This is a genomic window from Lachnoclostridium sp. An196 (assembly GCF_002160135.1).
Classification (GTDB): Bacteria; Bacillota; Clostridia; order Lachnospirales; family Lachnospiraceae; genus Hominiventricola; species Hominiventricola avistercoris.
This window is the reverse complement of sequence record NZ_NFJZ01000001.1, coordinates 149,884-174,972: the sequence shown is the minus strand read 5'-3', so window position 1 is coordinate 174,972 and position 25,089 is coordinate 149,884. Positions and strand designations below refer to the sequence as shown.

24 protein-coding genes are annotated in these 25,089 nt (G+C 51.1%); 3 read left to right on the top strand and 21 right to left on the bottom strand.

What is annotated here, in order from left to right; genetic code table 11:
• The first annotated feature begins 72 nt into the window (after positions 1-72).
• Positions 73-882: a MurR/RpiR family transcriptional regulator gene (locus B5F29_RS00790; protein WP_087152771.1), complete on the top strand. Its 810-nt coding sequence runs from the start codon at positions 73-75 to the stop codon at positions 880-882.
• A gap of 8 nt (positions 883-890) precedes the next feature.
• Here B5F29_RS00790 and B5F29_RS00785 read toward each other — a convergent pair whose 3' ends face one another.
• From B5F29_RS00785 to rho, 14 genes are all read right to left on the bottom strand, one after another.
• A complete protein-coding gene (locus B5F29_RS00785) occupies positions 891-1,571 on the bottom strand; it encodes an N-acetylmannosamine-6-phosphate 2-epimerase (protein ID WP_087152770.1) in 681 nt (226 codons plus the stop codon).
• Positions 1,572-2,342: 771 nt separating this feature from the next.
• On the bottom strand, positions 2,343-2,801 hold the full coding sequence (rpiB, locus tag B5F29_RS00775; protein ID WP_087152768.1) for a ribose 5-phosphate isomerase B: 459 nt from the start codon (positions 2,799-2,801) through the stop codon (positions 2,343-2,345).
• A gap of 98 nt (positions 2,802-2,899) precedes the next feature.
• On the bottom strand, positions 2,900-4,984 hold the full coding sequence (locus B5F29_RS00770; protein ID WP_087152767.1) for a glutamine synthetase III family protein: 2,085 nt from the start codon (positions 4,982-4,984) through the stop codon (positions 2,900-2,902).
• A 153-nt stretch (positions 4,985-5,137) separates the two neighbouring features.
• The gene (locus tag B5F29_RS00765) at positions 5,138-6,034 is read right to left on the bottom strand and encodes a diacylglycerol/lipid kinase family protein (protein ID WP_087152766.1); all 897 of its coding nucleotides are present in this window, start codon (positions 6,032-6,034) and stop codon (positions 5,138-5,140) included.
• An 18-nt stretch (positions 6,035-6,052) separates the two neighbouring features.
• Positions 6,053-6,553: a COG2426 family protein gene (locus B5F29_RS00760; protein ID WP_087152765.1), complete on the bottom strand. Its 501-nt coding sequence runs from the start codon at positions 6,551-6,553 to the stop codon at positions 6,053-6,055.
• A 48-nt stretch (positions 6,554-6,601) separates the two neighbouring features.
• Positions 6,602-7,669 carry a histidinol-phosphate transaminase gene (gene hisC, locus B5F29_RS00755; protein WP_087152764.1) on the bottom strand — a complete coding sequence of 356 codons (1,068 nt, stop codon included), beginning with the start codon at positions 7,667-7,669 and terminating at the stop codon, positions 6,602-6,604.
• Positions 7,670-7,696: 27 nt separating this feature from the next.
• Entirely contained in the window at positions 7,697-8,590 is an 894-nt protein-coding gene (locus B5F29_RS00750; RefSeq protein ID WP_087152763.1) for a DUF2156 domain-containing protein, read from the bottom strand.
• 18 nt (positions 8,591-8,608) lie between these two features.
• Entirely contained in the window at positions 8,609-9,526 is a 918-nt protein-coding gene (locus tag B5F29_RS00745; RefSeq protein WP_087152762.1) for a nucleotidyltransferase family protein, read from the bottom strand.
• 22 nt (positions 9,527-9,548) lie between these two features.
• Complete coding sequence (gene glmM, locus B5F29_RS00740) at positions 9,549-10,883, bottom strand: phosphoglucosamine mutase (RefSeq protein ID WP_087152761.1); 1,335 nt, start codon at positions 10,881-10,883, stop codon at positions 9,549-9,551.
• A gap of 13 nt (positions 10,884-10,896) precedes the next feature.
• Positions 10,897-11,970 (bottom strand): peptide chain release factor 1, encoded by a 1,074-nt coding sequence (gene prfA / locus B5F29_RS00735; RefSeq protein WP_087152760.1) that lies wholly within the window; start codon positions 11,968-11,970, stop codon positions 10,897-10,899.
• A gap of 20 nt (positions 11,971-11,990) precedes the next feature.
• A complete protein-coding gene (gene prmC / locus B5F29_RS00730; protein WP_087152759.1) occupies positions 11,991-12,821 on the bottom strand; it encodes a peptide chain release factor N(5)-glutamine methyltransferase in 831 nt (276 codons plus the stop codon).
• A complete protein-coding gene (locus tag B5F29_RS00725) occupies positions 12,818-13,750 on the bottom strand; it encodes a DUF1385 domain-containing protein (protein WP_087152758.1) in 933 nt (310 codons plus the stop codon). Before B5F29_RS00725 ends, prmC begins: the two co-directional genes overlap by 4 nt.
• Positions 13,751-13,874: 124 nt before the next feature.
• Positions 13,875-14,078, bottom strand: coding sequence for a 50S ribosomal protein L31 (gene rpmE, locus B5F29_RS00720; RefSeq protein ID WP_087152757.1), 204 nt, complete (start codon positions 14,076-14,078; stop codon positions 13,875-13,877).
• Positions 14,079-14,310: 232 nt separating this feature from the next.
• Positions 14,311-15,639, bottom strand: coding sequence for a transcription termination factor Rho (gene rho / locus B5F29_RS00715; protein WP_087153053.1), 1,329 nt, complete (start codon positions 15,637-15,639; stop codon positions 14,311-14,313).
• 264 nt (positions 15,640-15,903) lie between these two features.
• Between rho and B5F29_RS00710 the strand changes: the two genes are divergently transcribed.
• Together B5F29_RS00710 and B5F29_RS00705 are read left to right on the top strand one after the other, a co-directional pair.
• Entirely contained in the window at positions 15,904-16,836 is a 933-nt protein-coding gene (locus tag B5F29_RS00710) for a TIGR01212 family radical SAM protein (RefSeq protein WP_087152756.1), read from the top strand.
• A gap of 16 nt (positions 16,837-16,852) precedes the next feature.
• Complete coding sequence (locus tag B5F29_RS00705; protein WP_087152755.1) at positions 16,853-17,365, top strand: DUF4364 family protein; 513 nt, start codon at positions 16,853-16,855, stop codon at positions 17,363-17,365.
• Here B5F29_RS00705 and ytvI read toward each other — a convergent pair.
• The 7 genes from ytvI to B5F29_RS00670 form a co-directional block, all read right to left on the bottom strand.
• A complete protein-coding gene (gene ytvI, locus B5F29_RS00700) occupies positions 17,360-18,517 on the bottom strand; it encodes a sporulation integral membrane protein YtvI (RefSeq protein WP_162608323.1) in 1,158 nt (385 codons plus the stop codon). The genes B5F29_RS00705 and ytvI overlap by 6 nt on opposite strands.
• A 2-nt stretch (positions 18,518-18,519) precedes the next feature.
• Positions 18,520-19,110 (bottom strand): ribosome biogenesis GTP-binding protein YihA/YsxC, encoded by a 591-nt coding sequence (gene yihA, locus B5F29_RS00695; protein WP_087152753.1) that lies wholly within the window; start codon positions 19,108-19,110, stop codon positions 18,520-18,522.
• A 12-nt stretch (positions 19,111-19,122) separates the two neighbouring features.
• Positions 19,123-21,438, bottom strand: a complete 2,316-nt coding sequence (gene lon / locus B5F29_RS00690; protein ID WP_087152752.1) for an endopeptidase La — start codon at positions 21,436-21,438, stop codon at positions 19,123-19,125.
• 46 nt (positions 21,439-21,484) lie between these two features.
• Positions 21,485-22,708 (bottom strand): ATP-dependent Clp protease ATP-binding subunit ClpX, encoded by a 1,224-nt coding sequence (gene clpX / locus B5F29_RS00685; protein ID WP_087152751.1) that lies wholly within the window; start codon positions 22,706-22,708, stop codon positions 21,485-21,487.
• A gap of 18 nt (positions 22,709-22,726) precedes the next feature.
• The gene (gene clpP / locus B5F29_RS00680) at positions 22,727-23,308 is read right to left on the bottom strand and encodes an ATP-dependent Clp endopeptidase proteolytic subunit ClpP (RefSeq protein WP_087152750.1); all 582 of its coding nucleotides are present in this window, start codon (positions 23,306-23,308) and stop codon (positions 22,727-22,729) included.
• A 74-nt stretch (positions 23,309-23,382) separates the two neighbouring features.
• Entirely contained in the window at positions 23,383-24,669 is a 1,287-nt protein-coding gene (gene tig, locus B5F29_RS00675) for a trigger factor (protein WP_087152749.1), read from the bottom strand.
• Between the two features lie 171 nt (positions 24,670-24,840).
• On the bottom strand, positions 24,841-25,062 hold the full coding sequence (locus tag B5F29_RS00670; RefSeq protein WP_242955543.1) for an alpha/beta-type small acid-soluble spore protein: 222 nt from the start codon (positions 25,060-25,062) through the stop codon (positions 24,841-24,843).
• Between the last annotated feature and the right edge of the window lie 27 nt (positions 25,063-25,089).

The window sequence follows — 25,089 nt, the reverse complement described above, 5'->3', positions numbered from 1 at the left end:
TGTTTTTTAGTTGCAAATTTAATTGTCATATACTATGATTGTTAAAGAATCTACATTTGTACGGAGGCGCCCATGGATCATCTCAGCTTTCAAAACCGGATTCAGGTGTACGGCCACCACCTGAGTAAAAGCGAACGCAAAATTGCCGCATATATTGTCGAACATCCCGAGCAGGCACGTCTGGCAAGCAGCCGGGAGCTGGCCATGTCCACCGGAACGTCCAATTCCACCCTGACCCGTTTTTGTCAGAAACTGGGGTATCGCAATTTTATTGAGTTTCAAACTCTTCTGTCCGCCGAGTCAGCTCCCCGCAAAGTTCCGGGACAAGTGCTGCAGAAGATTGCGGACTATTATAACCGTGTTTTGTCCTCCGCCAGCGAACTCGTAAACCCGGAAGACCTGGATACCTTCGTATCCCGCATTCACCAGGCCAATAAGATCGTCATCTTCGGTCTCGGCAGTTCCGGCCTTACGGCCAGCGAATTCAATATGCGCCTGGTACAGATGGGGTTCACATCCAGCGCTATGACAGACACTTTTCTGATGAGAGTACAGAGCAGTCTCTTCTCTCCAAAAGATCTGGTCATCGCGGTTTCCAATTCCGGCGAAACTCCGGAAGTCGTCAGCGCCTGCCGCATCGCTAAATCCGTGGGCGCCCAGATCGGCCTTCTGACACAGCGGAATCAGACAGAGCTGACACAGATCGCTGATTCTGTCCTCTACGCCGGAGACATCCACCAGACCGGCGACCGGCTCTTTATAAACTCTCAGATGCCTTTGATGTTTTTAATAGACGCTGTCTCATACCGTTTGCTGGAAAACGACACCTGCCGCGAAAACCGCGATCACGCTCTTCAGATCCTTTTCCACCGGGAATCCTGAACGGGCTGTCAACCGCGCATAGCCTCTACGAATGCTTTCGTAATCAGCTGGGGACGTGTGATCGCTCCTCCGCTGACCACAGCATGCGCGCCTATTTCTATACAGCGTCTTGCTTTTGCAGGAGTATCTACATGCCCTTCGGCAATCACCGGAATCTGTACGGCCTTCAGGATTTCTTTCAGACGTTCAAAATCATTATCCGCAATATTGTGACCCTGCGACTGTTCCGTATAGCCCATCAAGGTCGTGGAAACACAGTCAAATCCCAGCTGCTCTGCCCTTATCGCCTCATCCAGTGTGGCAATGTCCGCCATCAGAAGTTTATCCGGCACAAGAGTTCTCGCTTCTTTTATAAACTCTTCCAGTTTCTGCCCCTGAAAACGCACCCGGTCAGTCGCGTCCAGGGCGATCATCGCGCAGGACGTTTCTGCCAGCTCTTCGATCTCTTTCATGGTGGGCGTAATGTAGATGGGCGTTCCTTCATAATCCCGCTTGACAATCCCTATAATCGGCAGCTTCGTATTCTTCTCGATCTCGTGAATATCTGAAGCTGTATTGGCGCGGATACCGACTGCGCCCCCCTGATCTGCCGCCAGCGCCATCCTTCCCATAATGAAGGACGAATGTAAAGGTTCCTCCGGCAAAGCCTGACAGGATACGATCAAACCGCCTTTTACTTTATCGAGCATTTTCAACCTCCTTTTTATTATTGAAATTATTTTCAATATTGTTATAACACGCGAAAGTATTTTTGTCAATATAACTAATTGAAATGAAACTATTTTCATTTTTTTGATGAATTTTACGAAACCGGTCAGAGGCAGCAGGAAGAACCAGCATTCCGAGCTGTTACATTTTTACAAATAAAAAAACTCCTGACAGAACATTTTATGTTCCATCAGGAGCAGTATGCCAAGAGCCCCAGGTCGGACATCCTGGGGCTCTTGGCAGAAATATATGTAACTACTAAGGGGATAGAGAAAAACTATCAGCAGAGAAACCATATCAATAAAAAAGACAGCTACCCTATCGGTGGGTGCCATCTTCTTTGATCGCTCTCTCTGATGTAGGTAATTATACTCATTCCGGGATCATTGTCAACTCTTTTCCAGGATTCCGTAAAATATTCGGTTTTTTCTTTATTTCCTTTATATTTTTCACTTTTCGGCGTTCATAATTTGTTCATGTATCTTTTAAAAAAGGTTCACCGACTGCACAAAATTCCTTCAAATCTCTTTCATATAATAATATCATCAAGAAGCCAATCAGTTATATTTCAATAAACTTTTTCATAATAATGCCGGGTGGGCAGCACCCGGCATCCTCCCTTTCTAATCATATAACCGCCTTTGAATTATCAAAGGAACCACATGCCGGGGCAAATGCCCCGGCATGCTGACTTTTCAGTGATTTACCAACAACAGTCCAGGGCGGCACGCCGTCCTGGACTGTTAAGATCTTTATTCTGTCCTGCTGTATTTCGCTTCGATGTCGCAGATCTTCTGCACACGCTCCGCGTGCCGGCCTCCCTCGAACTCAGTATTGAAGAAAGCGTCCAGAATCATCTTCGCGAGTTCATTGCCCACTACGCGCGCTCCCATGGCAATAATCTGGGATGCGTTGTGCTTCGCCGTCATCATGGCTGAATAAGGCTCGCTGCACACGGCCGCACGGATTCCCGGCACTTTATTGGCCGCCAGGGAAATGCCGATTCCTGTCCCGCAGAGAAGCACACCTTTTTCCACTTCTCCGGCTTTGATCGCCTCCGCCACTTTCAGCCCCTGATCCGGATAATCCACTCGTTTCGCAGCGTCATACGCGCCGTAGTCCACGCACTCATATCCTTTGGACTCCATATACTCCATCAGTTCCTTTTTCAGTTCGATCGCTGTATGATCGCAGCCAAAACCAACTTTCATGTCATTACCCTCCGAAAATTCACCGTTCGTTTGTTACAGTATAGCAAATCAGGGCAATAAGTGCAAGAGAGGTCCGGTTCCATAATATACGGCTGCGATTAAACCTCAAACATCAGCTCGCCGTAGGTCGGCACCGGCCAGAACTCTCTGTCCACGATGGTTTCCAGTTTATCCACCGGGGTTCTTAGTTTCGCCATAGCCGGAAGCACTTTCTCATGGTAATCTTTCGCGGTCTCGGCTTCGTCGGTGATTTTCTTCAGATCTTCCATCGCTTTCTGAGTCTCGGCCAGCAGGGCGCTGGACTCCATCAGAATCGCTTCCTGCGCGGAAGTGTCCGCGGACGGGCATGCGCTTTTAACCGTACTCATGGAAGACGCCACGCGGTTTACGAAGGAGATGACCGACGGAATATAAAGTTTTGCCGCCATATCAACCATGGTGCGTGCTTCGATATTGATCAGGCCCGCATACTCATCCAGCTTGATTTCTTTTCTGGCTTCCAGTTCTCTTCTGGTCATAACGCCCAGTTTTTCGAACATTTCTACTGTAGAATCGCTCACATATGCAGGAATGGCATCTACCACGCTCTTTACATTGGGAAGTCCTCTTCTGGCGGCTTCTTCCACCCATTCGTCCGAATATCCGTTGCCGTTGAAGACGATATCCTTGTTCTCTTTCATAGTCTTATAGATATAATCAACCGCCGCTTTCTCAAAATCTTCCGCCCCTTCCAGCACATCGCAGGCTTTGTTGAAGGCTTCGGCCATCATGGAGTTCATCACGGTGTTGGCGTCTCCGATGGACACGGAAGAAGCCACCATGCGGAATTCAAAACGGTTTCCGGTAAACGCGAACGGCGACGTACGGTTCCGGTCTGTAGGATCCTTCGGGATCACCGGCAGCGTGCTCACACCCAGATCCAGAGGCTCTACTTTGGCGCAGGGCAGCTCATCGAAAGGCACGCCGTTCACGATCGCGTCCACGATTTCTCCTACCTGGTCGCCCATATAGATCGAAATGATTGCGGGCGGAGCCTCGTTGGCTCCCAGACGATGGTCGTTGCCGGCATTGGACGCCGCCGCGCGCAGCAGCAGGGAATGTTTCTTCACCGCTTCCATCAGGCAGGCCAGCACGCACAGGAACTGCAGGTTCTTATTTGGTTCTTTGCCCGGCTTGAACAGGTTCACGCCGTCATCCGTTCCCAGAGACCAGTTGTTATGTTTTCCGGAACCGTTGACGCCCGCGAACGGCTTCTCATTAAGCAGGCATGCGAGGCCGTGCTTGGTCGCTGTACTCTTCAGCACATCCATCACCAGATAGTTGCTGTCCAGAGCCGCGTCGGACGGGGCAAAAATCGGGGCGATCTCATGCTGGGCCGGCGCCACCTCGTTATGCTGTGTTTTCACCGTGATGCCCAATTTCCAGAGCTGCTCATCCACATCCGCCATAAAGTCTGCCACATTGGTTTTCAGCGGCCCGAAATACTGGTCTTCCATCTCCTGACCTTTCGGAGCAGGAGCGCCGAACAGGGTGCGTCCCGCATAGATCAGGTCCGGTCTCTCCAGGTACTTTTCACGGCTGACAATAAAGTATTCCTGCTCGGGACCCACGTAGGATCTTACTTTTTTCGCCTTGTCGTTGCCGAACATCTTTACGAAGCGGACCCCCGCCTTACTCACCGCATCCACGGATTTCAGCAGAGGAGTCTTGGTGTCCAGAGAATCACCGGTATAAGAACAGAATGCGGTCGGGATACAGAGGATACCGTCCTTCACATAAGCCGGCGATCCCACATCCCACGCGGTATAGCCTCTGGCGCTGCAGGTGGCCCGAAGTCCTCCGGACGGGAAAGAGGAGGCGTCCGGCTCGCCCATCATCAGATCTTTTCCCGAAAAGCTGTTCTCGATCTTGCCCCCCTGAGGGATATCCGCGAAAGAATCATGCTTCTCCGCGCCGATGCTCACAATATACGGCTGAAAAATATGGGTATAATGGGTTGCTCCTTTTTCGATGGCCCACTCTTTCATTGCTTTCGCCACAATGTCTGCCAGTTCCAGCGTGATCTCGCCGCCGTCCTCCATCAGCTTCAGCATCTGCTTGTAGGTAACCTCCGGAAGGCGTTCTTTCATGACCGCTTCATTAAACACGTCTTGTCCGAATACTTCTGCTACGTTTACACTCATAAACCATTCCATCCTTTCCCCGAAAAATAAGAAGGCGCTCCACCTGTCAGTGGAACGCCTTCGTTCTTCGCTAATATAAATATGAAATTGATGTATATAAAATACACGATCATTGCAAAAAATGCAAGCATTTTAAAAATTTTCGTGATTTTTTCAAGGATTCACGCGAATTTCCAGAGCTTTTTGATGATTCTGTATAACTGCTTCCTGCCAGTCGCCTCCGTATTCTCCGTCCAGCGTCCAGGGCACCGGTTCCTCGGCCGTCACTTCCAGACAGGCTGTGCGGAACGAGCACATGTATTTCAGATTCATTTCTTTTAAAAGAATCGCCCCCAGAATCTCCTGCAGCTCTGCCGCATTCTGCGGCCTGCGGATAAAAGTCACCTCAAATACACCGTCGTCAAAATGCACTCTCCTGCCTATAATATTTTTGAAACCGCCCACAGATCGGGAATTAGTCACCATACCGAAGATAAAATCTCCCTCCTCAGTGACTTCCTGACTTTTCAGCCGAATATGGTAAGAAGGGATGTTAGTCAGCCGCTTTACCCCTTCCAGCAGATAAGCCATATGCCCGAGGACGTTTTTCATATCCTGCGAAGTCGAATAGGATACATCCGTAAAGACACCGAACGCCGCAATATAGACAAAATACTCGCTGTTGAAAGTCCCGATATCCACCGGATAGTTCTGCCCTTCCACAGCGATCCTGGCCGCGCTCTCCATGTTTCTGGGGATCCTCAGGCTGCGGGCAAAATCATTGACTGTTCCCGCGGGAATATAGCCGACAGGAATCTTTTTCTCCCTCTGCATCATTCCCTGAACCACCTCGTCCAATGTACCGTCCCCGCCGCTGCAGACTACCAGGTCATATCCGTCCGGCAGCCCGCGGATCTGTTCCACCGCGTCTCTGCACGCGCGCGTAGGATGCACCGTCATCTCATATCCCGCGTCCGAAAACACCTGCAGAATTCCGAAGAGCTTTGTTCGGATCAGCCCTCTTCCGGAACAGGGATTATAGATGAAAAACAGCCTTTTTGTCTGTCCCATAAGAAACACCTCGTCTGATTAATGAATCAGCGCCCCCAAAAGTCCGTATGATACAATCGACATGATAATTGTCGCGATAAAAATTCCCAGTATGATCGCAGGGAATGCTTTACGGAAACGAATGCCCAGAAGAGACGCTATCAGCGCCCCCGTCCACGCTCCGGTTCCCGGAAGCGGCACACCTACGAACAGCGCCAGGCCCCAGAACTCATACCTTTCAATCTGCTCGCTCTTACCCAGAGCGCGTGACTCCAGCTTTTCCACCATAGGACGAAACAGCCTCATCTTTTTGAGCCGATTAAAAATCGGGGTGATCAGCAGCAGAATAAAGGGCACCGGTATAATATTGCCAATTACACAGTACCAGATGGCCCTGACAATCGGGATGTTCAGAAGAGACGCCGCCAGAAGCCCTCCTCTCAGTTCCAGAATAGGCACCATGGAGATGACAAAGACAATCATCTCCTTGGAGATCTTTCCTCCCAGAACCTCCATAAACCATGTAACTAAACCTTCCATATATTCTTCCTTTCTTCTGTATATCCGGCCGCCATGACGGCGCCGTTTCTATTTTCCTCTGTGAGACAGATAATTTCGCAGAAAGCCGTATAAAACTTCCATCTGCTGGTCTGTTCCCACCGTAATCCTCAGATAATCATCGATTCGCGGCTTTGCGAAGTAACGCACATAGATCCCTGCTTCTTTCAACGCCTGAAAAAGATCCGCAGCCCTGTGTTCCGGATGGGCTGCAAACAGAAAATTCGCCATGGAATCTGTACAGACGAATCCCATCTCCCCCAGGATCTTTTTTGCGCGTTCTCTTGTCTCCCGGATGCGTGCCGTGGTTTCCTCAAAATACGCCCTGTCCCTGACCGCCTCCGCGCCGCACCTCAGGGCAAGACGGCTCATTGTATAGGAATTAAAAGAATATTTCACATCTTCCAGATACCGGATCAGCTTCGGCGAGCCCACCGCGAATCCGATCCTCATACCGGCCATAGAACGGGATTTTGAAAAGGTCTGCACTACCAGCAGGTTTTCATATTTCTCTGTTAAAGGCATCGCCGATTCTGCGCCAAAGTCCACATAGGCTTCATCCACGATCACCACCGCGTCCTGATTGTGACGTATAATATCCTCCACATCTTCAAGACCCATGAAAAGTCCGGTAGGCGCATTAGGATTAGGAAAAACAACGCCTCCATTTTCCCCGTAATAATCTTCCTTCACAATACGGAACCTCTCGTCCAGAGGGCACACCTCATAGGGAATCCGAAATTCTTCCGCCCACACCGGATAGAAAGAATAGGTAATATCCGGGAAAAGAATCGGTTTTTCCGAATTAAAGAAAGCCAGAAACGCCATGGCCAGCACATCATCTGATCCTACGCCCACAAAAATCTGTTCTGTTTTTACCCGATATGTTTCCGCCAGTGCTTCTTTCAGTGTACACGCCGCAGGATCCGGATAGAGCCGCAGTTCTTCCGGATCGAACCTCTCCAGAATCCGGCCCACTCCGGGAGCCGGCGGGTACGGATTTTCATTGGTGTTCAGCTTGATGATATCCTGTCTCTTCGGCTGCTCCCCCGGAGTATACGGGGTCACTTTCCGCACGTTCTCTTCCCATGCTCCCATATTCTTTTCTCTCCTTTATCCTCGCCGTCACGCCAGCGTGACGATCCCTTTCTCCACCATAAATACCGGCCGGTAAGACAGCTTTGCCTTGCGAAGGCCCTCGTCTCCCGTATCATCCTCCCGGTTCACATACGGATACGCCGATACCTCATGCTCCAGGAACTGCTGATTAATCATCGTATAGGCGCCTCTTATATCCGAGTACGCCTTCTCGATATGCACCACAAATGTATCGCTGCAGACAGGCTCGCCCATGGTAAACGCCACGATCTCCCCTCCTGCCCGCAGCGCGCCGCCTTTCAGCTCCAGTTCTTTGAACAGGCGAAGAGAATTCAGCGCCACGCACATTTCTTTGTTTTTATTCGGATCGCCTTCACAGCCGTTGAACTCTCTCCATCTCAACGCCATCTGAAAACATTCCTCCACATTGTCATCCGTAATCGGCTCGTAAGACCAGTCCGGATATAATGCCTTAAACTGATTCAGATGGTTTTTCTTTCCATGATATTTCTTCCCGGACAGATTGATCAGCTTTTCCGTCTCATACACGTAATCTGCATCGTTTCTGGAATACTCAACTTTAAATTTCCCCGGAAAAAGAGACTCGATCTCCTGAAATTCCGCTTCGCTCACTGCATGGAGCTGGAAAGGATATCCTTTTTCCCGGCTGTCCTCCAGTAAAAGTTCCATCACCGCCCCGGGATCCCCTTTCCCTATAGGATACGTGTAAGAATATCTTCCATCAAATTCACTGCGGAACACCGCGGTATCCAGGATCTCGGCCCAGGTCAGATTGTAAAATCTGGCCCAGAGATAGATGTTCGCGAACGTACGCTCGCATCCCCTGGATTTTCTCGCCTGAAAATGGCGCAGGATCGTTTCCCGGTCTTCAAGTTCCGGTCTCTTAAACGGAATCTCCATGTTCTCCTCTTTCCTCTTTTAACCAAACAGTTTCTCTCTGTAGACGCCGGCGTCAATCAGCTCACGGAAAGACCGTACGACCGCGGGTTTGTCTTCCTTATAAGTCACGCCGAACCATTTGTCCCGGGATTCCAGAACCGTCACATTCGCTTTCTGTTCCTGGATCAGTCCGTCCACGATGGTCGGGATCAGATACTCTCCCTTCATCGGATCTGACAGATTTTTCAGGAACTCTGCAAATCCGTTTTCCAGCACTTCGAAAATTTCCGGAGTAAATCCCCACATGTTCATGGATACCGGACAGTCTGCCGCCACAGAGGTCAGACGCCCGTCTTCCCCCTTCACTGCCGCCCCTTCCGGGGTCTTTACAATATTTTTCGTCTCAGTTACTTTCGTCAGATGGCCGTCTTCATTCACGCTGCAGATTCCCCGGGTCACGCCGCCGTTCTCACTGAGAGTATTGCCCAGCTGGAACCCCGCCATGCAGAAATCCATCTTCCCGCAGGCCGGATGTTCCCCGGCAAGATAATCGTGCACTTTTACAAAAGCTTCTTTTCCGTAATAATCATCCGCATTGATCACTGCAAACGGCTCCTGAACCAGATCTTTGCAGCAGAGAATCGCCTGACCGGTTCCCCAGGGTTTGGTCCTTCCCTCCGGTCTTTGGAAACCTGCCGGAAGATCGTCCAGCTCCTGAAATGCGTATGCGGTCTCGACGATCTTCTCCATCCGGTTTCCGATGATCTCCCGGAAATCTTTTTCCAGATCCTTTCGAATAATGAACACAACTTTGTCAAATCCGGCCTGAATTGCGTCATATACCGAATAATCCATAATGATCTCGCCGGAAGGTCCTACCGGCTCCAGCTGTTTGATGCCGCCGCCAAAACGGCTTCCGATCCCGGCCGCCATGACGACCAATGTAGTTTTTCTCATGGTTTCCTCCTGATTATCTCTTTTACATCACGCTTTTCATTACGTTGATGACTTCAGATACATATTCTTTGCAGAGTTTCTGAGTCGTTGCCTCTACCATCACTCTGAGCAGAGGTTCTGTACCGCTCTCCCGCACCAGAATCCGGCCGTCCGTGCCCAGTGCTTCTTCTACTTTATGGATGGCTTCGACCACTGCCGGGTGCTCCAGAACTGCTTTTTTGTCCGTCACGCGCAGATTTTCCAGCAGCTGGGGATATATAGTCACTTCTGACGCCAGGGTCCCAAGAGTCGTCTTTTTCTCCAGCAGCACCTCCATGATCTTAAGAGACGTCAGGATGCCGTCTCCCGTCGTGGCATGTTTGCTGAAAATAATATGCCCGGACTGCTCGCCTCCCAGCAGATAACCATTCTCCATCATATTTTCAAATACGTATTTATCTCCCACCCTGGTCTTCTGATAACTCAGTCCTTCCCGGTCGCAGGCTTTGTAAAGACCGATGTTGGACATGACCGTCGTCACGATCATATTGTCCTTCAGCTGGCCCAGTTCTTTCATGTATTTTCCGCAGATATACAGGATCAGATCGCCGTCTACCACATTGCCGTGTTCATCCACGGCCAGGCAGCGGTCCGCGTCTCCGTCATAGGCAAATCCCACGTCCAGACCTTTTTCTTTCACCAGCTGCTGCAGCGCCCCGATATGGGTAGAACCGCAGTTCAGATTGATATTGGTTCCGTCCGGTTCGTTGTGAATCACATACGTTTTTGCCCCCAGAGCGTCAAACACACTTTTGGCGATGGACGAAGCGCTGCCGTTGGAACAGTCCAGACCAACTCTCATGTTCTTGAAAGAACGTGTAGGCAATGAGATCAGATAACCGATGTAACGGTTTCTTCCCGCCGAAAAATCCACGGTACGCCCGATGTTCTCGCGCACTGCCAGAGGCAGTTCTTCTGTCTTCCCGTCGATATAGGCCTCGATCTGCTCCTCCACGGAGGCCTCCAGCTTGTAGCCCATGCTGTTGATCACCTTGATGCCATTGTCATAAAACGGATTATGGCTGGCGGAAATCATGATCCCGCAGTCAAATCCTTCCGTGCGCACTACATAGGATACGCTGGGGGTCGTCGTCACATGCAGCAGATACACGTCTGCCCCGGATGCGGTAAGTCCCGCCACCAGAGAATACTCAAACATATAGCTGGATCTTCTGGTGTCTTTGCCGATAACGACCTGCGCTTTGTGATCCCGTCCATAGTACCATCCCAGGAACCGTCCCACTTTAAAAGCATGTTCCACGGTCAGCGATACATTGGCTTCTCCCCGGAAGCCGTCCGTTCCAAAATACTTTCCCATCTTTCCAATCCTCTCAATTCTCTCCCATTTTTGCCAGCTTCGCCGCCTGATCCGCCGCAATGCAGGCGTCAATAATTTCCTGAATATCTCCGTCCATAATCTTGTCCAGTTTATACAGGGTAAGATTAATCCGGTGATCCGTCACCCGTCCCTGCGGGAAATTGTAAGTACGGATCTTCTCGGAGCGGTCGCCCGTGCCGATCTGACTTCTCCTGGCTTCCGCCTCCGCATCGTGCGCCTTCTGGCACTCGATATCATAGAGTTTTGCCCTCAGCAGGGCAAATGCCTTTGCCTTGTTCTGCAGCTGGGACTTTTCCGTCTGACTGTATACTACAATCCCCGTAGGGTAATGAGTCAGACGCACAGCCGAATCAGTGGTGTTGACGCACTGGCCGCCGTTTCCGGAAGCACGCATCACATCGATCCGGATGTCCTTTTCATCAATATGCACATCTACTTCTTCCGCCTCCGGCATCACTGCCACCGTGATCGTGGATGTATGGATCCGTCCGCCGGACTCTGTCTCCGGCACACGCTGTACGCGGTGCACGCCGGACTCATATTTCATCACCGAGTACGCTCCCTGGCCGCTGATCATAAAAGTCACGCTCTTCATCCCGCCGATCCCGATCTCATCCGCTTCCATCAGTTCCACTTTCCAGCGTCTGGACTCGGCATAATGAACATACATCCGGTAGATCTCCGCCGCAAAAAGAGCCGCCTCGTCGCCGCCAGCCCCGGCGCGTATCTCCACGATGACGTTTTTGTCGTCGTTTGGATCCTTGGGAAGCAGCAGAATCTTCAGTTTCTGCTCCAGATCGGCCATCCGCTTCTTCGCGTCGGAGAGTTCTTCTTTCAGCATCTCTCTCATTTCTTCCTCGGATTCTTCCTCCAGCATGGCCAGACTGTCGCTCTCTGTCTCCCTGCATTTTTTATATTCTGTATAAGTATCCACCAGCGGCTGCAGATCCGACTGTTCTTTCATCAATGTCCGGAAACGCTTCTGGTCATTGACTACGGACGGTTCTGTCAGCTCGTTCGTAATCTCCTCGTACCTGCGTACCAGGTCTTCCAGTTTATCAAACATGTGTTACTCCTCCATCTATTCTATGAACGCAGGATGCCGCATACCACACGGTCCAGACCGGCAAGATCCTGCACGATTCTAACCTCGTCAAAAGCCGGAACCAGAAGCCCGGCCACCGCTTCTCCCTGATCAAAGCCGATCTCCAGGAAAATCCGCCCTCTGTCTTTCAGATACTTCGGACTCTGTGCGGCAATCTTTCTGTAAAAATACAGCCCGTCTTCTCCGCCGTCCAGAGCCATACGGGGTTCATGGTCCCTGACTTCTTCCATCAAAACATCCACTTCCCGACTGGCAATATAGGGCGGATTCGAGACAATACAATCGTATTTTCCCGAAACCGGTTCAAACAGGTCTCCCTGCACAAAGGAAGCTTCCACCCCCAGCCGGCGGGCATTCTCTCCCGCCACCTGAAGCGCTTTCTCCGACAGATCTGTTCCGGTGCCTTCCAGACCGGCGCACAGCTTCAGAAGGCTCAGCAGGATACACCCGGATCCGGTGCACACATCCAGCACGCGCATGCCGGAGCCAAGCGCCCGAAGCGCCTCTTCCACAAGGATTTCCGTATCCTGCCGGGGGATCAGTACATTTTCATCTACAAAAAAGGAGAGCCCCATAAATTCCTGGCTGCCGGTCAGATACTGCAGCGGGATATGGGCGCTTCTCTTCCGGATCAAGGTCCGGTATAACTGTTTCTCCTGCGGCAGCACCTCCTTTTCCGGGCGGAGAAAGTACTCATTCTTTGTACAGTGCGCCGCGTATTCCAACAGATACCAGGCGTCCAGGTCCCACTCCGGGATTCCCGCCGCCTGAAGAGCCTCCCGCCCTTCTCTTAACAGCCCGGATAACGTCATACCGTTTCATCCTCTCCCAGAAAACTCTTCCAGTCGAATACCGCTTCCACGGCGGCGATCGCCACCTGGATCATGGAATCATCCGGCTCACGGGTCGTCAGCATCTGCATCCCCTTCCCGGGCAGGCTCAAAAGTTTCACCAGCGGATTTTCACTCTTTCCCGCCAGACGGATAAATTCGTAAGACACTCCCGCGATCACCGGCACCAGCAGGATACGGAAAACCACGCGCAGCACCGGTGAATCCACACGGATAAAGATAAAGAAAATAATGCTGATAATCATAACGATAAACAGAAAACTGGTCCCGCATCTGGCATGATAGCGGGAACTCTTCCGTACGTTTTCCACATTCAGCTCCAGGCCATGCTCAATACAGTTGATGCTTTTGTGTTCCGCCCCATGATACATGTATACTCTGCGTATATCCTTCATCGAAGAGATCAGCACCACATAGAGCACAAAAATTCCCAGCCGGATCACACCCTCCAGCACAGCCAGAAGAGTATCGGAAGGCACATACCTTCGAAAAAAATCAGAAATAAAATAGGGAAGCAGCATAAATATCGCCACCGCCATCACGATGGAGAAAGCCACAGTGCATCCCATCACCACTTTTTCCGCTTTTTCACCAAATGTTTTCTGGAGAAATTCTTCGAATTTTCCCGGTTCCTGATCCTCGTCGTCATCATAAAAGCCGGCAGAGAACGTCAGAGTCTGCATGCCGAGGACCAGGGAATCTATAAAATTGACCACACCCCGAATCAGTGGCAGCTTCGCCCAATGCCTGCCGCCGGCGATACCTTCATACTCGTCCGTATGCACCTCGATTTCCCCGTCCGGTTTACGGACAGCCACCGAGTAACGGCTCTGGTTCTTCATCATGATTCCTTCCAGTACCGCCTGACCGCCGATTCCTGATGGTTTCAAATTCTCACATCCTTTTATACAGTTCAGGGCGGCGCATCTTCCTTTCCCGCCGTCCTGAACTGTTAATCTTTATTGTAAAAATAGGTTGAGATTAGTCCTAACCTCAACCTTACTTTTAGCAAGCCTATTTGCTGACACCGTATTTACGATTGAATTTATCAATACGTCCGCGGGCAGTTGCAACCTTCTGCTGTCCTGTATAGAACGGATGACACTTGGAGCAGATCTCCACGTGGATGTCCTGCTTCGTGGATCCGGTTACAAACGTGTTGCCACAGTTGCAGGTCACAGTTGCCTGATAATAATTCGGATGGATTCCTTCTTTCATATTCTATTCACCTCTCTCATATATTGTGAACTTCCGGCTCTTTGCCGATTTCCGGCCAATGCCGCTCCGATGTTTCCACGGCAAGATATCCCGGACTATCCCTGCAAGTCCCTGCAGTTCTTTTGACAGATACTCTTAAAAAGTCTGTCCGGCACCTTCGCGCCCAGTTTCAACGTTAGCTTCATGATTATACCACAGGGCAATCATGGATGCAAGATATTTTAGAAATTCTTTAGAAAAAGCGCATACGTTTCACACTCTGTATAAACTCTTCGTTGGTTTTGGTCTTGGTGAACAGATTCAGAATATTTTCCACAGCCTCATCCGCCTTCATTCCGTTCAGGGCTTTTCGTATGTTATCCATGGCCTGCTGCTCTTCCGGCGTCAGCAAAAGATCATCCCGGCGGGTGCTGGATTTCTGAATGTCAATGGCGGGAAACACCCTTTTCTCTGACAGTTTCCGGTCGAGAACCAGTTCCATATTACCCGTTCCTTTAAATTCCTCGAAGATCACGTCGTCCATCTTGCTTCCTGTATCCACCAGCGCCGTAGCCAGCACGGTCAGACTGCCGCCTTCTCTCATCTTCCTGGCCGCGCCGAAGAAGCGTTTGGGCATATGCAGCGCCGCCGGATCCAGACCTCCGGACAAAGTACGTCCGCTGGGCGGCACCGTAAGATTGTATGCCCGCGCCAGACGCGTGATGCTGTCCAGAAGGATCACCACGTCTTTTCCGCCTTCCACCAGACGTTTTGCCCTCTCGATGACCATCTCGGAGACTCTCTTGTGGTGTTCCGGCAGTTCATCGAAGGTAGAATAGATGACTTCTACATGCTTTCCTTCGATGGCCTCCCTGATATCCGTTACTTCTTCCGGTCTCTCGTCAATCAGCAGGATAATCAGATACATATCCGGATGATTCCTCGTAATGGACTTGGCCACATCCTTCAGAAGCGTGGTCTTTCCGGCCTTGGGCGGCGATACGATCATGCCTCTCTGTCCTTTTCCCACCGGTGAAATCTCGTCCACAATACGCATGGCGATGCTCCCGCCCGGCCGCTCCAGACGAATTCTTTCATTGGGAAAAATCGGCGTCAGATCTTCAAAATTAGGTCTTCGGGTATTGGCTTCCGGATGTTGTCCGTTGATGCTTTTCACATAGAGCAGCGCGCTGAATTTTTCCTTCTCCGTCTTGACCTTTGTATTTCCCGTCACAATATCCCCGGTCTTCAGATTAAACCGGCGGATCTGTGACGGCGATACATATACGTCATTTTCTCCCGGCAGATAATTGGCGCTCCGGATAAATCCAAATCCGTCCGCCATGACCTCAATAATTCCATGAGCCGTCTGTCCGCTGTCCAGCTGTTCCATATCGGACACGCTTTTTCCATTCTCACTGGCCTGGGCCTTGATCGTCTCCGCCGCGGCCGTCTTCTCGTCTTCCGCGAGCATTGCCTGAATCACCGCCTCTTTACGCATGGCGGAGGTCCCTTTTATTCCCCTGCTCTTTGCCACGTCGCGCAGCACCGCCAGGGACAAGGACTCATACTTTTCTTTCATGTTTTCGCTCATATTTCCTCCTGTTACTGTTTCCTCTGGATGGACACGTCCGCCGCCTGTGCAGACATTTCTGTTCTGATATTTGCCTGTCCGCCCGGCAGTTGTCCGTACTTTTGATATAAATCACTGGGGAATCTCTGCCGGATCCGGCAGAATGCTCTCTGATTTGTCTATAGTATACACGCTTTCCCCCTAATTGAAAAGCAGAATTTTGCAAAAAAGCCTCTGCTTGATTTTCCGCCTTCACTATGATAGATTGAAGATATGAAATTCTGGAATGACAAACCTTACCATTCACTGGACTATGAACTGAAAAATCGTTTTGGAGAAAAGGTATACCGCCTCGCGCTGAACGGCGGCATGACCTGCCCCAACCGTGACGGCCGCGTAGGATACGGCGGCTGCATCTTCTGCAGCGGCGGCGGTTCCGGAGAATTTGCCGCCGATCCGGCTCTGTCTGTTCGCGAACAGATCGAAGAAGGAAAAAAACGGCTGGCGAAGAAACGGCCTGTTCAGACTTATATCGCCTATTTTCAGGCTTTCACCAACACATACGCCCCCGTTCCCTATCTGCGCGCTTTATTTACCGAAGCGATCTCCTGCCCGGAAATCGCCGTACTGTCTGCGGCCACCCGTCCGGACTGCCTGCCCGATGATGTGATGGATCTGCTCGCAGAATTAAACCAGGTCAAACCGGTATGGATCGAGCTGGGACTGCAGACCATGCATGAAGATACCGCGAAACGCATCCGGCGCGGGTATAGTCTCTCCGTCTTTGAAGACGCCGTGCACCGGCTGCGCCGGACCGGAATCGAGGTGATCGTTCACGTTATCCTGGGGCTCCCCGGCGAGGATGTCTCACAGATGCTGGAAACTATAGATTACCTGAACCGCCTGGACATCCAGGGTATAAAACTTCATCTGCTGCATATTCTGAAAGGAACAGATCTGGCAGAACAGTATATACAGAAACCATTTCCGGTCTTTACCATGGATGAATATGTAAAAATGACAGTGGCCTGCGTGGAAAGACTGCGCCAGGATATCGTCATCCACCGGCTGACCGGGGACGGACCGAAAGATCTGCTGATCGCTCCCCTGTGGAGCAGCGCCAAACGCCAGGTACTCAACAACATCCACCGGGAATTCCGCCTGCAGGACACCTGGCAGGGCAAAAAATACGGTCAAGACTTATAAAGGAGGCAGAAGTTTTATGGCTGACACACAGACACTTTACAAACTGATTGTCCTGAAAATGTTGGATCAGGCGGACGCGCCGCTTTCCAACTCTCAGATCTCCGAGTTTATCCTGGGGAAAGAGTACACCAATTATTTTACACTCCAGCAGATCCTTTCCGAGCTGGACGAGTCCGGACTGGTCACCGTCTCATCTATGCGCAACACGTCTCTTTACCGGATCACGGATCCGGGACGGGATACCCTGGAATATTTCGGTGACAAGATTTCCGGAGCCATCTGCCAGGAGATCCGGTCTTATCTGAAAGAAAAAGAGGTGGAGATCCGTGATTCTCTCTCCACCACTGCAGATTATTTTCCCGGCGCCCACAGCGGCTATCTGGCCAGATGCCAGGTGCGGGAACAGGATTCTACTCTGATCGACCTGACTCTCTCCGTTCCTTCCGAAGAACAGGCGCAGGCTGTATGCGCCCACTGGAAGGATAAAAGCCAGGAGATCTATGCTTACGTTATGCAGAATCTTCTATGAAGAACGATCCCTTCTCCATTCGCAGACGGTCTCCAGAAGTTCTTTGAAGTTGCGGATCACATTTTCAAACGCCCCCGCTTCATATAACTGGATCAGTATCAGCCCTACCGGGATCGCTATAATCATACCTATGATTCCGTATATCCGGTATCCGATAAAAATCAGGAACAGCGTGGTCAGCGTATCGATGCCCACACTGTCACCTACCATCTTGGGCTGAATCAGCTGTCTGGTGAACTGAGTCACCCCGTATAGGATCAGCAGTCCTGCCGCTCGCGGAAGCCCTCCGCTGAGCGCGCAGTAAAGCGCCCAGGGCAGCAATACCGTTCCCGTCCCCAGCATGGGCAGAAAGTCCAGCAAGGAAATGGCCAGAGCCAGAAGCACGGCATAATCCACTCTCAGAATCAAAAGTCCCGCCAGCATCAATATAAATACTACGCCCATGATCTTAAACTGCGCGCGGAAATAACCTCCCACTGCCGATTTCAAGTTACTCCAGATCATGCACAGATGTTTCCGGTCCTCTTCCGAGACGAGGATACGCCCGATTTTCTGGATCCGTTCTCTTTCCGCAATGAAAAAATACGCGAACAGGAGAACAAATATAAAGGATATCAACAGAGACGGAATGTTTCTGGCGGCATTTCCCGCCGCTTCCACAGTGCCTCCGCCCAGACTCCCCGCGAACCGGCTCAGACTTTCAGAAAGACTTCCCATGACGCTTTCAATATTCTGCTGTGTTTCCGGCGACAGTCTTCCCGCAAACTTCTCCAGATTTTCACCGATCCGCCCGAACCCTTCCATCATTGCCTGATAATACTGCGGCAGACGTTTTATCAGGGCGGCGGATTCCCTGACCAGCCAGCGCGCCGCTCCGTAGCAGGCCAGGACGATCAGAAAAATAGATCCTGCCATAATCGCCATGGAACTGTGTCTCCGTACAATATGCAGCCGTTTCTCCAGAAACTGCACCAGCGGATTGGCGATCTGCGCGATGATCCACCCCACGATCACCGGCATGAAAAAGCGTATCGCCGGCGGTCCCGCAAAGACCAACAGTAATACTTTAACCAGGAAAAAACCGATATTTACCAGATTTCTGCGGATTCTCGCGCCTGGCGGTTCCTGACTTTCCCGCAGGTTTTCGCTCATGGCTATGCCTCCTTTGTCACATCTTCGATCAGTTCCCATATCTCATCACGCCCCTGCCTGGTCTCCGCAGAAAACGGAATCATTTTCGTACCCGGTTTCACTTCCAGCCCTTCTTTCAGAATCTTCAGCTGTCTGGACACCTGACTCCGCTTGATCTTGTCCAGCTTCGTGGCTATAATAACCGGCTCGTATCCCTGATACAGTATCCACTGATACATGGTGCGGTCATTTTCCGACGGAGCATGGCGGATGTCCACCAGCAGGAAGACTGCCTTCAGCTGACGCGATCCATGAAGGTAGCGTTCGATCATCCTGCCCCATTTTTCCCGGACCTCTTCGCTTACCTTGGCGTAGCCGTACCCGGGAAGATCCACCAGATACAGCATATCGTTGACATTATAATAATTGATCGTCTGCGTCTTCCCCGGCTGGGAAGAAGTCCTGGCCAGAGATTTCCGGTTCAAAAGCCCGTTGATCAGAGAAGACTTTCCCACGTTGGACTTCCCTGCGAACGCCACTTCCGGGCTGGACGATTCCGGTATCCTGCTGCTGATTCCGCATACCGTCTCCAGTTCCGCTTTCTTTATGATCATATTGTATCTCCTTTATTCTGCAAATGCATTGGCTATCACTTCATCCATCGTCTCTGCATAAACCAGTTCCAGGCCTCCCGTGATCTCTCTGGATAATTCCTCGATATCCCGGCGGTTTTTTTTCGGCACAATAACTTTTTTCATGCCGGCGTTTTTTGCGGCCAGAAGTTTTTCTTTCAATCCTCCGACCGGGAGTACGCGTCCCCTGAGAGTCACTTCTCCCGTCATGGCCACATCGGCCCTCACCGGTTTTTCCAGCATAGCCGAGAGCATGGCCGTCGCCATGGTGATTCCCGCGGACGGCCCGTCTTTCGGCACCGCTCCCTCCGGAATATGAATATGGATATCATGCTCCTGGAAGAATTCTCTGCCCAGATCATATCGGTCCGCGATGGAACGGATATAACTGATTCCGGCTTTTGCCGATTCCTGCATCACGTCTCCCAGCTGTCCGGTCAGCTCAAAATTCCCTTTCCCGGGCATCAGATTCACTTCGATCTCCAGAGTATCTCCTCCTACGCTGGTCCAGGCCAGGCCTCGCACGATACCGATCTCATCATTCTCATTGCGCTCCTGATAGTCATAAAGCGGCTTTCCCAGGTACTTCCCCAGATTGCGTTCTGTCACACGCACCTTCCGGCGTCCTTTTTCCAGGATCTCCCGGTCTGCCTTCCGGCACAGGGCGGCCAGGCGCCGTTCCAGGCCGCGCACGCCGGCCTCTCTGGTATACTGGCGGATCAGGATCCCCATGGCCTTGTCGCTGATCTGAAACTGTTCTTTTTTCAGGCCATGTCTTTCTCTCTGTTTGGGAAGCAGATGGTCTTTGGCTATATGCATCTTTTCATTTTCCGTATAACTGCTGATCTCAATCACTTCCATGCGGTCCAGGAGAGGACGCGGGATCGTCTGAATATCGTTGGCAGTGGTCAGGAACAGGACTTCCGACAGATCTACCGGCAGTTCCACATAATGGTCCCTGAAATGTGAATTCTGTTCGCTGTCCAGCACCTCCAGAAGAGCTGAAAAAGTGTCGCCCCGGTAATCCGTGCTGATCTTGTCAATCTCGTCCAGCACCATCAGAGGGTTTTTCACTCCCGCCTGACGGATGCCAGCCACAATCCTTCCCGGCATGGCGCCGATATATGTGCGGCGGTGTCCGCGGATCTCCGCCTCGTCGCGGACTCCGCCCAGACAGATGCGGATATATTTTTTATTCATCGCATGAGCGATGGAGCGGGCGATCGATGTCTTGCCGGTACCAGGCGGGCCCACCAGGCACAAAATCGGACTTTCTCCCCGGTTCAGCATTCCCCGCACAGCCAGAAATTCCAGTACGCGTTCCTTCACCTTCTCCAGACCGTAATGCTCTGATTCCAGAATTTCTCTGGCCTTTTCCAGATCCAGACAGTCCTCGCTGCGCTTATCCCACGGCAGTTCCAGAAGCGTCTCAATATACCCGCGGATCACCGAAGCCTCTGCAGAATTCATCCCGGCGTTCACAAACCTCCGGATCTCCTTCTCGATCCGGTCTTTCACCTCCTGGGATGCTTCCAGTTCCGAGACTGCTTTGCGGAACTGGGCAGCCTCCGCTCCGGGACCGTCTTCTCCCAGTTCCTCCCGGATCACTTTCATCTGCTCTCTCAGCAAATACTCTTTCTGTTGTTTGTCGACCCGCGCCTTGACTTTTTCCTGAATCCCTCTCCGGAAATGCTCGATCTCTATCTCGTTGTTCAGCATGATGCAGAGCGCTTCATAGCAGGCAGAAAGATCCGATGTCTCCAGAAGTTTCTGCTGCTGCTCCCAGCCAAACGGGGTATGTATCATCACCTGTACCATAAGGCGTTCCAGGTTCGGCGCATCCAGCACCTGCCGTGCCAGATCCTTTCCGACTTTCCCGCTGGTTTCGCAGTATTTTTGAAAGATCTCTTTCAGGTTGCGGTACATAGCTTCTTTTCCTTCCGGGGGAAGGTCTCCGAATCCTTCCGTTTCCACGCCGGCCACATCCGCTTCCAGGTAGTCTCCCTCTTCCAGAGACACAAGTTTCGCCCGTTCCAGTCCTTCCACCAGTACGCGGAGGATGTTGTGGGGCATCTTGACAATCTGTTTTACTTCCGCGACAGTGCCCATGACAAACAGATCCTCCCTGGCGGGATTCTCGGTCTCCGGACTTTTCTGCGTGACGATGAAGAGCCTCTGTCCCTGTTTCAGCGCCTGTTCCACCGCTTTCACAGAACGGGAACGGCTGACGTCAAAATGTGTGATCATTTCCGGAAGAATCGTCATTCCCCGCAGCGCCACCGCGGGGATTCTCTGTTCTGCTTTTTCCATTCTCTCTCCTGTCTGAAAAAGGGGCCGTCAACAGGCCCCTTTTCTCTTACTTTCTTGTTATCACTGGTTCGCCGGTACCTTCCACAGCTTCTCGCGTAATGGTACAATTTTTGATACTGTTGTCTGACGGAATCGTAAACATCAGATCCATCATAGTCTCTTCCATAATCGAACGAAGCCCTCTCGCCCCGGTCTTTCTCTTCAGGGTCTTTTCCGCTATGGCTTCCACAGCTTCCCTGTCGAATTTCAGATCCACGCCGTCAAGCTCGAACAGTTTCTGATACTGGCGCACGATGGAGTTCTTCGGTTCCAGCAGGATCCTTACCATGTCATCCCGCGTCAGAGGATCCAGCGATACGGAAATCGGAACGCGTCCCATGAACTCCGGAATCATACCATATTTGATGAAGTCTTCCGGCAGCGCGTTGCGGAGCAGTTCTCCGACATTTTCTCTGCGCCGTTCCCTGATATCCGCATTGAACCCGATGGACTTGCGGTCCATGCGTGTCTCAATAATCTTATCCAGCCCCTCAAAGGCCCCTCCGCAGATAAACAGGATATTTGTCGTATCGATCTGAAGAAGTTCCTGATGAGGATGCTTTCTGCCTCCCTGCGGCGGCACAGAAGCCACCGTTCCCTCCAGAATCTTTAAAAGAGCCTGCTGTACTCCTTCTCCTGACACATCCCTTGTAATAGACGGATTTTCTGATTTACGGGTAATCTTGTCAATCTCATCGATATAAATGATACCCTTCTGCGCCCGTTCAATATCGTAATCGGCCGCCTGGATGATCTTGAGCAGGATGTTCTCCACATCCTCCCCCACATATCCTGCTTCCGTCAGTGTCGTCGCATCCGCGATGGCAAACGGCACATTCAGAATCTTGGCCAAAGTCTGGGCCAGCAGCGTCTTTCCCGAACCGGTAGGTCCCAGAAGCAGGATGTTGCTCTTCTGGAGTTCCACATCCAGATCCTGGCCTGCCAGAATTCTTTTATAATGATTATATACCGCTACGGACAATACCTTCTTGGCATTCTCCTGTCCGATCACATAGTCATCCAGAAACCGCTTAATCTCCTCCGGTTTCAAAAGATTGATCTCTTCCGGCTCGCTCTCTTCTTCCTCCGTGCCCAGCTCCTCTTCAATAATCTCCGAGCAGAGTTCCACGCACTCGTCGCAGATATAGACTCCATTCGGACCTTTCAGAAGTTTCAGAACCTGACTTTCTGATTTGCCGCAAAAAGAACATCTGATTTCATTTCTTGCCATGCTGTTTTCTTTTCTCCCTTAATGTCCTGCGATCACCTGATCGATCAGCCCATAAGCCATCGCCTCTTCCGCAGTCATATAATTGTCGCGGTCCGTATCTTTCTCGATCACTTCCAGGGGCTGCCCGGTCCGCTCTGCCAGTATACTGTTCAGTTTCTCTTTTGTTCGCAGGATATGCTTCGCGGCAATCTCGATCTCCGTAGCCTGCCCCTGGGCTCCTCCCAGCGGCTGATGGATCATAATCTCCGCGTTGGGGAGCGCGAAACGCTTTCCCTTTGCTCCTCCTGCCAGCAGGAACGCGCCCATGCTGGCCGCCATGCCGATACAGATCGTGGATACATCGCATTTAATATAATTCATAGTGTCAAAAATCGCCATCCCGGCAGTCACGGAGCCGCCCGGACTGTTGATATACAGATGGATATCTTTTCCCGGATCCTCAGACTCCAGGAAAAGCAGCTGAGCCACTACCAGACTCGCCGTCGTCTCATTCACCTCTTCCCCGAGGAAAATGATCCTCTCTTTCAACAGTCGGGAATAAATATCGTAACTTCTCTCTCCTCTGCTCGTCTGCTCGATGACGTAAGGTACTAATGCCATATATGTTCTCCTCCTTCCGGGAATAAAAGGGCACAGCCAACCCGCCATGCCCTCAAATACTGCCTTCGCGTGAATTAAGCCTCTGCTGCCGCTTCTGTCACCAGGTCAATCGCTTTCTGGATCGCGAGATCTTTCTTGATTTCTTCCTTCTGGGAATCATCAAGAAGCTCTTTTACCTTCTCGATTTCCATCTTGTAGGTTTCTGCCATCCGATTCATCTCGGCTTCCATATCTTCTTCCGTTATCTCGATATTTTCCGCATCCGCCACTGCTTCCAGAACCAGTCTGCTCTGAATGTTCTTCAGCGCTCTCGGCTTCATCTGCTCCAGATACTGCTCCTCGGTCATACCCGTATACTGGAAATAAACCGGAAGAGACAGGCCCTGCGCCTGCAGTCTGCGCGCGAAATCATCCATCAGCTGTTCTGCCTGATACTCTACCATGGCGTCCGGGATCTCCATCTGAGCATTCTCAATGATCTTCTCGATCACTGCGTCTTCTTTCACCCGTTTTGCCTCTTCTTCTTTATCTTTCAGAAGTCTTGCCCGGATATCATCCTTATATTCGTCCAGAGTATCAAATTCAGATACTTCCTGTGCAAATTCATCGTCTGCTTCCGGAAGCTCTTTTACCTTGATACCGTTTACTCTGCATTTAAATACGGCAGCTTTACCGGCAAGATCCGCCTGACCGTATTCTTCGGGGAAGGTTACGTTCACATCCAGTTCTTTGCCGATCTCCGCGCCGACCAGCTGGTCTTCAAATCCCGGAATAAAGGTATTGGAACCGATGGTCAGATCATAGTTCTCTCCCTTGCCGCCTTCAAACGCCTCTCCATCCACAAATCCTTCAAAATCCAGAGAGACAATATCTCCTTTCTCCACCGGGCGGTCGTCTACCGTGATGGTTCTGGAATTTGCTTCTCTCTCTTTATTGATCTCTGCGCTGATCTCTTCGTCCGTCACTTCTACGGGAGCCTTCTCCACCTGCACTCCTTTATATTCTCCCAGCGTCACAGCCGGTTTCACCGCAACCGTCGCTGCGAAAATGAAAGGTTTTCCGCTCTCCATCTGCACGACTTCCAGCTGCGGGCGGGATACGATCTCCTCGCCGCACTCTTCTACTGCCTGCGCGTATTCTCCCGGAAGCATCTCGTCGATCGCGTCATTGTAAAAAATTTCTTTTCCATACATCTTCTCGATCAGCTGACGCGGCGCTTTGCCCTTCCGGAACCCAGGAATATTGATGCTTTTTCTGTTTTTCTGATATGCGGTCTGAATCGCTTTCTCTACTTTTTCGGCGGGAACTTCCACCGTAAGTTTTGCCATGTTCTTTTCCAGTTTTTCTACCTGTACACTCATTGTCTCGAAAATATCCTCCTTGTATTTATATATAAGTATATCCTTATTTACATACTCGTAGACATTTTGAAAGTATAACACAAAAAACCAAGGCTGTCTAGGCTTTTCCCGCAAATATACCGCGTTCCCGGCCCAGACAGCCCTTGGATGAAATTTCTTCTTATCTTATCTTTACTGACCGGAAGACATCTGCTGTTCCTGCTTCATGATCATCTTTTTGACCATCTCTCCGCCGATGGAACCTGCCTGCTTGCTGGTCAGATCGCCGTTGTAACCGTCTTTTAACGGAACGCCCAGTTCGCTGGCGACTTCCTCTTTAAAACGGTTCATGGCAGCTTTTGCTTCCGGCACAGCCATGCTGCTGCTTCCGGAACTGCTGTTCTGATTCGTCATGCTGTTCACCTCCATGCTCCTATTATC